Source organism: Deinococcus apachensis DSM 19763 (assembly GCF_000381345.1).
Taxonomy (GTDB): Bacteria; Deinococcota; Deinococci; order Deinococcales; family Deinococcaceae; genus Deinococcus; species Deinococcus apachensis.
Map to the genome: position 1 here is coordinate 1 of NZ_KB906436.1, position 8078 is coordinate 8078.

Here is an 8078-nt window from a genome sequence, read left to right on the forward strand (position 1 = left end):
AACGTTGCACTCCATCTGGGGTGTGTTCCCCAATTCGCTCAGCCACCTGCCAGCCGTTTTTACGTTCGATTGGGCTCAAGAGGGCCTGTAAGTAGGCCAGGGCGCGTTGACGCTGTTCACTGCGGGCAAAACGAGGAGCAATCCGCTGGTGGAGCGTACCCAGCTCCGTCAACCATCGCCGAGGAAGTGAGGCTGCGCCGGAACGCGTCATTCCCCAGGCTACTGCGCCTTAACTGCGGCTGTAGTACTAAGAACGCAAGCGGCCTGAACTTCAGACCGGCTGTTGCACGACTTGCTGCCAGGTCTTAAGACTGCTTCCTGGTTGTTATTTTTACCACTTATTAAGAGGATTGGTCCCGCTCTCTACAACAGGCTGAAAGGAACGCCGCGTCAATTCATTCGGAGACTCGGCCCCTGTCGCCCGTCTTCCAGAACTGTAGGGTTGGCTCAAACGCCCTAGAAGCTGCCCAGAACAGGTTTGAACTTCGAGGGCGAGAGTTTGAACAGGGTAGAATAAGTGAGTGACGCGGCGAGGCTACCCCAGCGACATGGACGACGAGACGTACCTCTTCCTGCTGCCGTACCTGCTGCTCAGTCCCAAAGACGCCGCACAGCGGAAATATCCGATCCGCGATGTGCTGAACGCCCTGCTTTGAGTGGCTCGCACGGGGGCACAGTGGGCGTACCTGCCCAACGATTTCCCTCCCGCAGAGACGGTGCGCCAACAGGCGCACCGCTGGTTCGAGGCGGGGTGCTTCGAGAATGCCGCCCATGATCTACGTCTGCTCTCCCGCGTTGAGCGGTCAAGAAATGGGGAGCCGACAGCCATTATCATCGACAGTCGCACTCTACAAAGCACGCCCGAGAGCGGACACCGCGCCGGATTTGACGGTGCCAAGAAGCGCAAGGGCACCAAGGTGCATCTGGCCGTGGACACCCTAGGTCACCTGCTGGCCGTGTTGACGACCCCAGCCCATGAGCAGGACAGGGCACAGGTCAAAGACCTGTGCCTGGAGGTGCAGGAAGCCACGGGCGTGAACGTTGAGGTCGCATTTGCCGATCAGGGCTACACGGGAGAGCAGACCGCCTTGAAGGCAACCGAAGCTGGCGTGGAACTGGTCGTGGTGAAACGTCCGGAGGCCACCAAGGGCTTCATTCTGCTGCCACGACGCTGGGTGGTAGAACGCTCCTTTGCGTGGTTGTCACGCTTCAGGCGACTGGGGCGAGACCTCGAACGCTTGCCGTCCACGCTGGTCGGGTTCCATTTCCTGGCGGCCTGCGTTCTGCTCGGCAACAACCTCAAGCCCCTTTTTGCATAGGGTCCTTGGCAGCCTCTAGCCTTCGGCCTTCCGCTGCACGTCGCTGAGTTGCGGTACCACGTTCACACGCCCGGTTCCTACAATGGGACATGGTGCTTGAGCGCGCCCCTTTCCTCGCAGAACTGACCCGCCTGCTGGGTGAGGCCGCCGCGGGGCAGGGTCGCCTGGTGTTCGTGGGAGGGGAGGCCGGGGTGGGGAAGACCACGCTGGTCGGGACCTTCTGCCGCGACCTGGGCGAAAGAGTTCGGGTCGCCATCGGCGCGTGCGACCCGCTTTCCACGCCACGCCCGCTGGGGCCGCTGCTGGACGTGGCGGGAGCCCTAGGTGGCCTGGAGGCGCTGGGCGACAGCTCCCGCGATGGGGCATTCCGCATGTTACTGGCGAAGCTCGGCGCGGACGCTCCCCCCACCCTGGTGGTGTTCGAGGACGTTCACTGGGCCGACGAGGCCACCCTCGACCTGCTGCGGTTCCTGGGCCGCAGGATGGGCTCAGGCCGGGGACTGCTGATCGCCACCTACCGTGACGACGAGGTCGGCACCACCCATCCCCTGCGGACCCTGCTGGGCGACCTCGCCACCTCGGCGGCCGTCCGCCGCCTGGCGCTCCCGCCCCTGTCGATGGGCGCCGCTGCACAACTCGCCCAGGGCAGCGGACTGGACGCCGCCCTCCTGCACCGGCAAACCGGCGGCAATCCCTTCTTCATCACCGAGATCCTGGCGGCGGGCGGCGAGGCGATGCCCGCGACCGTGCGCGACGCGGTGCTGGCGCGGGCGGCCCGCCTTTCCCCCGCGAGCCGGGCCGTGCTCGAGGCCGCGTCGGTGATCGGGGCCCGGGTGGAGGCCAGGCTGCTCTCGGACGTGGTGGGGGCAGAGCTGGGCGCCGTCGAGGGCTGTCTGGAGAGCGGGGTCCTGCTCGCGCAGCCCGAGGGGTTTGCCTTCCGCCACGAGCTGGGACGGCAGGCCGTGCTGGGCGTCATTCCGCCCCACCGGCGGCGGGTCCTGCACGCCCTAGTGCTGGACGCGCTGCGCAGGGAACCCGCACCCGACCCCGCCCGGCTCGCCCACCACGCTGAGGAGGCAGGGGACGGGGCGGCGGTGCTCGACTACGCCCCCCAGGCGGCCCGGCGTGCGGCCCAGCTCAAGGCGCACCGTGAGGCGGCGGGCCAATATGCCCGGGCGCTGCGGTTCGCCGGAACGTTCGATCCTGACAGGCGGGCGCCGCTCCTCGAAGCGTATGCGTACGAGTGCTACCTCACCGATCAGCTCGGGGAGGCCGCCAAGGCGCGTGAGCAGGCGCTGGAGCTGTGGCGGGCCCTGGGCGAGGCCCAGAAGGAGGGCGAGAACCTGCGCTGGCTGTCGCGCCTCCACTGGTTCCTGGGCCGCAACGCGGAGGCCGAGCGCTACGCCCGTGACGCGCTCGCGGTGCTGGAACCCCACCCGCCGGGAACCCAACTGGCGATGGCCTACAGCAACCTCTCGCAGTTGCGGATGCTCGCCGCCGACGTGCCGGGGGCCGTGTTCTGGGGGGAGCGGGCCGCGGCGCTGGCCCGGCAACTCGGCGACACCGCCACGTTGAGCCACGCCCTGAACAACGTGCACACGGCGAGGCTGGAGGCCACCCCTTCCGAGGACTGGGCGGGGCTGGAGGAGAGCCTACGCCTCGCCCTGGCCTCGAATCTGGAGGAACACGCGGCGAGGGCCTGGACGAACCTCGCCTCACTGGCCGTGAAGCACTGGCAGGTTGACCGCGCCCGGGGGTATCTGGAAGACGGCATCGCCTACGCGACCGATCACGACCTGGACGCCTGGCGGCTGTACATGCAGGGGTGGCAGGCCCTCTGGCTGGTGTACCAGGCCCGCTGGAACGAGGCGGGCGAACTCGCGCAGGCCCTCACCCATAACCCCCGGGTCTCGCCCGTCAGCCGCATTCAGGCGCTGGTGGCCCTTGGGCGAATTCGGGCCCGCCGGGGGGACCCCGAGGTCTGGTCCCTGCTGGACGAGGCCCTGAGCCTCGCCGAGCCTACCGGGGAGTTCCAGCGGCTGGGAATTGTCCGCACCGCCCGCGCCGAGGCGTTCTGGCTGGCGGGTGATCCGGAGCGCGCCGCCGGGGAGGCCGCCTCCGTCTATGACCTGGCCCTGAGCAAAGGTCAGCCCTGGCTCCTGGGGGAACTGGCCTACTGGCGCTGGAGAGCCGGAGCGCTGCCCTCACTCCCGACCGGCATTGCCCAACCCTTCGCGTTGCAGATGGCTGGACGGCCGCTCGAGGCGGCCCGGGCCTGGCGGGCCCTGAACGCTCCCTATGAGGCTGCCCGGGCCCTCACCGAGAGTGACGATGAACCCGCCCTCAAGGAGGCGCTGGTCGAAGTCGAGCGGCTGGGCGCACGCCCGCTGGCCCAGCGCGTGACGCGGCGGTTGCGCGAGCGGGGGGCGACAGGCATCCCGCGGGGGCCGCGTCCAGCCACCCGGACCCATCCGGCCGGGCTGACCTCCCGGGAGGTGGAGGTCCTCAACCTGCTGGCCGGGGGTCAGCGTGACAAGCAGATCGCCCGCCAGCTCAACCTCTCCGAGAAGACCGTGGGCCACCACGTCTCGGCGATCCTGGCAAAACTGGACCGAAAAAGCCGCGCCGAGGCCGTTCTGGAGGCGCGGAGGCAGGGCATCCTGCCAACCTAGGGAATCACCCGCCCAGGGTAGGGAAGCCCTCCCGATGTGCGGAGGAGGGGCCGCGCCGCATCATCAGGTCATCCAGGCCGAAGCCGCGATCTGGATGCACGAACGCCCAAGGAGGATCAATATGCCGCGTTACATGGTCGAACGGACTTTCGCTGCTGGTCTTGAGATTCCCGTCAACGTCGAGGGGGCCGCCGCCTGCCTGAGTGTGGTGGATAAGAACGCGGACGTGGGGGTGACCTGGGTGCACTCCTACGTGAGCGAGGACCACCGGAAGACCTTTTGCATCTACGACGGCCCCAACCCCGAGGCCATCCGCCAGGCGGCCCAGCGCACCGGCCTGCCCGTGGACCGGATCAGCCGGGTGAGCGTGCTCGACCCGTACTTCTACCACTGAGCGGTAACGGTCGCCGAATCTCTTCCGGCCAGAGGTGGAGACGTTCGGCTCCACTTCTTCCCCGGAACGCCTGTTCGAGGAAGAGACCGCGCGACAGCGGAGGTCAGGGTGACGCAAGTGTTCGTTCCCAACACCGAGGCGCAATTGGGTCAGGTGCGCGGCCTGATGCGGGCTTTTCTCGCCTGGCACCGGCAGCGGCACCACGAGGACCTCCACCTGGTCGACCAGTATTTCGATGCAGCGGCCTTCAAGGCGGAACTCGCCTCGCTGCCCGGCAAGTACGCTCCACCCCGGGGCCACCTGCTCCTCGCCCTTCATGACAGTGAGCCTGCCGGATGCGTGGCGTTGCGGGAGTTGGACAGCCAGACATGCGAGATGAAGCGGATGTTCGTCGCCCCACACCTGCGGGGAAAGGGAATCGGCCGGGCGCTCGCCGAGACGTTGCTGTGGGAGGCCCGCCATATCGGTTACCGCTCGATGCGCCTGGACACCAGCATCCGGCAACTGGAGGCCCAGGCCCTGTACCGCCGCGTGGGGTTCACGGCGGCCGAGCCGGAAACCGGGCTGCCCGAGGCTCTCAGGAACTGGCTGGTCTTTATGGAGCTCAGGTTGTAGGGCTCCCCGAGGCGGGAGCCCGGCCAGCCTCCCGACGGTCCGCACCGACGAGCCGGACGCGCAGAGGGTGAACTCGCCCGCGTTGTCCGAGGGGGTCCTTGTGCCTGCCTCACCACCGAAGCCCCCCGAAGGCCCGGGCCACCTCCTCGCACCTCCGCCCACGCTTCTTTCCTGGAGGAACCGATGAAGAGGAACCTTGTGAACACAGTGGCGCTGACGCTTGGAGTGCTGATTACACCTGCCGCGGCCACGACGCCCTACGCCCCGCAGCCCACCCTGGGACAACTCCTGCAGGTCCGGAACGCGGTGGCACCCTTCGAGAACATGAACGCCGCGCTGGCAGCGGGCTACGGCAAGTTCATGGACTGCATGAGCGGCCCCCAGGGCGCACAGGGCGTCCACTACACCCACGCCGCCCTGATCGAGGACCCGCGCCTCGACCCGCTGCACCCCGAGGCCCTGATGTACGAGCCCCGGGCGGACGGGTCGCTGCGGCTGGTCGGGGTGGAGTACATCGTGTTCCAGAAGGCCTGGCATGACGCGGGCCACAAGGCCGCCCCCACGCTGCTGGGCCGGGAGTTCTCGCTGAACACGACGCTGCTGCCCCAGCCGTTTTACGCGCTGCACCTGTGGGCCTGGCAGCACAACCCGCTCGAGCTCTTCGCCAACTGGAACCCGCTGGTGATCTGCCCCACCCCAGGGGCAGCACACGCCCATTCCGACTGATGCTGGCCGTTGCTGTTCCCCAAACGGCCGCCCGGCGCCTGTATGAGCGGTACGGATTCAAGGTCCTCGGGAGAGAACCGTGGGAGAGACGTACGTGGATGAAGACCACATGATCCTCCTGTAGGAGCGGGTGCGTCTCATCGTAAATCGTCCTAGGGGTACGATGGATTGTGACCCCCAAGCCCACCCTCGTGCTGCTCCCTGGCGCGCTCCAGTCCGCTACTGCACTCGCTCCGCTGGCTGCCGCCCTGACGCCCTTCGCCGACGTCCTGCCCCTGGACCTGCCCGGTCATGGGGGGCAGCCCATTCCGGACGTCCTGCGGCCCCAGGAAATGGCCGAGGCTGTAGTGGCCGAACTCGACCGAAGGAAGGTGGCGAGGGCCCACCTCTTCGGCTACAGCCTGGGTGGGTACGTGGGCCTGCTGCTTGCACGAGTTCACCCCGAGCGGGTAGCCAGTGTATTCGCGCACGCCACGAAACTCGCCTGGACCCCCGAGGTGGCGGCACGCGAGGTGCGGGGCCTGGATGCCGACCGGATCCTGGAGAAAGCTCCCGCCTTCGCCGCCACGCTCCAGCAGGCGCATGCTCCGCAGGACTGGCAACGGCTCACCCGGCGCGTCGCCGACCTCCTAACGGGGCTGGGGGAGAACCCAGACGTGACGGATTCCGTCCTGCGGGCCCTGAAGGTTCCGGTTCACCTCTCGCTCGGGGACCACGACCGGATGGTCAGCCTGGAGGAAACCGTCGCCGCCTACCGGGCGCTGACCCGGGGGCGCCTGCTCGTGCTGCCGGGCGTCACTCATCCTTTCGAGCCCCAGGTGCAGGAGCGCCTCGCGCCTGAGCTGCGCGCGTTCCTTCAGGCCACAGAAGTCGTTCAGGCGTAAGCTATCGGGGAATTCAAGCCCAACGGCACCACTGGTTGATTCGCCCTGACAGCGTGGGCAGGCTGAGCCTGGTCGAGGCGCTTCAGGTCCCATCCAACCGGGTAGGCTCAGGTCCGCTGGGTGTTTCATGGCACACCGGCCCCACCAGAACCCTCTCTACACGCCCTCCTTTCCCTTCTGTCCCACCTGGACCAAGGAGACCCATGTTGCTGCAGGACTTGCGGAAGTTGTACTTGCGTGAGATCTCGACGTTGGAGCGCGAGCTGGACCTGTACCCCGATGAGGCCAGTATTTGGTCGGAACCTCCAGGCCTGCCCAATTCGGCGGGCACACTGTTCCTGCACCTCACGGGCAGCCTGCAGCACTTCTTCGGCGCCGTGCTGGGCAAGACGGGGTATGTTCGAGCTCTCTAGGGGTCAAAAGGAGCGAGGAAGAGGGGAAACGCCCGCCCAAAGCCACTTCTCGGCTTGCTCAGCACGGCACGAAGGGCATCGAGGCCACGCCTGAAGAGGCTTTTGGGGGGATAGCCGTGTCTGAGGCAGCGTGACGGGTCACGCTGCTGCTCGAACTCCCCGATCAGACAGCACCACACAAAGGCCAGCGCGACGACGGCCAAGAGGGTGGAGACCCGGGCGGGATTGGTGAGGTGAGTGCTCTCCAGAAAAAAGCCCCTGGACTTCAGGGCCTGGTGCATGTTCTCCGCGGTCCAGCGCAGGGCGTAGCGTTTCAGGGCGGGTCCGGCGTGTCCCTGGTAGGCCAGGAAGAGGGTCTCTCGGGAGGCGTTCTGGCATGCCAGAACGCGCAGCGTCACGCCATAGACCTGAACGGGCTTGTACCAGACCCGCAACTCGCCCGGCCGCATCTTCTTGAACCTCACCCAGACGGGTGAGCCTTCGACCACACTGTCGGCTCGCAGACGAATGACTGGGGAGAGGTTCATGCGGCGCAGGGCCACGAACCACTCGCTGCCGATGAACTCCCGGTCGGCGGTCAGGAACACTCTCCGGCCCTGGAGCAGGGGAAGCAGGCGCTCGACCAGGGCAATGCGGGTGGTCATGGTGCTGTTCCCGCTGTGCGGCAGCAGCGTCCAGACCAGCGGGAAGCTGAAACTCTGCCAGCGCACGCTGAGTAAGAGGATATTGATGTCGTGCTGGCCCAGCTTCCAGTTGGTCCGGTCGAGGACGAGCAGCCAGTGCTGCTCGTCGTGCAGGTGGGCCAGGACGAAGCGGGCGACCAGCAGGTCGGGGAGGGCGAACTGCACGAAGCCCCTCAGGCGCTGGTACACCGTCTCGTCCGAGCCTGGGAGATCGATGAGCTGGACGAGCTGGTACAAGACGACGCTGCGCGCCTGAATGACCGCGAGGATCAGGGCACTCAGGACGGTGAGCCGACGGGGATCGAGCGGAAAGTGCTGAGCCAGCAGGGCACAGAGGCTAGACTGAGGGGGTCGGCTCCGGGTGTTCTTCAT

General features: G+C 67.2%; 7 protein-coding genes and 2 pseudogenes. 7 read left to right on the forward strand and 2 right to left on the reverse strand.

Annotated elements, in window-relative coordinates:
- Positions 1 to 211 (reverse strand): annotated as a pseudogene (locus F784_RS25745) (IS701 family transposase); the annotation flags it as partial.
- A gap of 310 nt (positions 212 to 521) precedes the next feature.
- Between F784_RS25745 and F784_RS24275 the strand changes: the two are divergent.
- The 7 genes and pseudogenes from F784_RS24275 (at position 522) to F784_RS24280 (ending at position 7023) form a co-directional block, all read left to right on the forward strand.
- Positions 522 to 1319: pseudogene (locus F784_RS24275) on the forward strand (IS5 family transposase).
- Positions 1320 to 1408: 89 nt separating this feature from the next.
- Positions 1409 to 3991 (forward strand): ATP-binding protein, encoded by a 2583-nt coding sequence (locus F784_RS0121795; RefSeq protein ID WP_019588820.1) that lies wholly within the window; start codon positions 1409 to 1411, stop codon positions 3989 to 3991.
- Between the two features lie 121 nt (positions 3992 to 4112).
- Positions 4113 to 4385: a DUF4242 domain-containing protein gene (locus tag F784_RS0121800; RefSeq protein WP_019588821.1), complete on the forward strand. Its 273-nt coding sequence runs from the start codon at positions 4113 to 4115 to the stop codon at positions 4383 to 4385.
- A 108-nt stretch (positions 4386 to 4493) separates the two neighbouring features.
- The gene (locus F784_RS0121805) at positions 4494 to 5000 is read left to right on the forward strand and encodes a GNAT family N-acetyltransferase (RefSeq protein ID WP_026332652.1); all 507 of its coding nucleotides are present in this window, start codon (positions 4494 to 4496) and stop codon (positions 4998 to 5000) included.
- Between the two features lie 183 nt (positions 5001 to 5183).
- Complete coding sequence (locus tag F784_RS0121810) at positions 5184 to 5726, forward strand: hypothetical protein (RefSeq protein WP_019588823.1); 543 nt, start codon at positions 5184 to 5186, stop codon at positions 5724 to 5726.
- Between the two features lie 170 nt (positions 5727 to 5896).
- Positions 5897 to 6610: an alpha/beta fold hydrolase gene (locus F784_RS0121815; protein WP_019588824.1), complete on the forward strand. Its 714-nt coding sequence runs from the start codon at positions 5897 to 5899 to the stop codon at positions 6608 to 6610.
- A 203-nt stretch (positions 6611 to 6813) separates the two neighbouring features.
- Complete coding sequence (locus tag F784_RS24280) at positions 6814 to 7023, forward strand: hypothetical protein (protein WP_019588825.1); 210 nt, start codon at positions 6814 to 6816, stop codon at positions 7021 to 7023.
- On the opposite strand, the gene F784_RS0121825 is transcribed toward F784_RS24280, so the two are convergent.
- A complete protein-coding gene (locus F784_RS0121825) occupies positions 7020 to 8078 on the reverse strand; it encodes an IS4 family transposase (protein ID WP_019588826.1) in 1059 nt (352 codons plus the stop codon). The genes F784_RS24280 and F784_RS0121825 overlap by 4 nt on opposite strands.

Excerpts from the sequence above, each read along its gene's own strand:
- F784_RS0121810 (WP_019588823.1), top strand. The coding sequence starts at position 5,184 with ATGAAGAGGAACCTTGTGAACACAGTGGCGCTGACGCTTGGAGTGCTG.
- F784_RS0121795 (WP_019588820.1), top strand. The coding sequence starts at position 1,409 with ATGGTGCTTGAGCGCGCCCCTTTCCTCGCAGAACTGACCCGCCTGCTG.
- F784_RS24280 (WP_019588825.1), top strand. The coding sequence starts at position 6,814 with ATGTTGCTGCAGGACTTGCGGAAGTTGTACTTGCGTGAGATCTCGACG.
- F784_RS0121825 (WP_019588826.1), bottom strand. The coding sequence starts at position 8,078 with ATGAAGAACACCCGGAGCCGACCCCCTCAGTCTAGCCTCTGTGCCCTG.
- F784_RS0121800 (WP_019588821.1), top strand. The coding sequence starts at position 4,113 with ATGCCGCGTTACATGGTCGAACGGACTTTCGCTGCTGGTCTTGAGATT.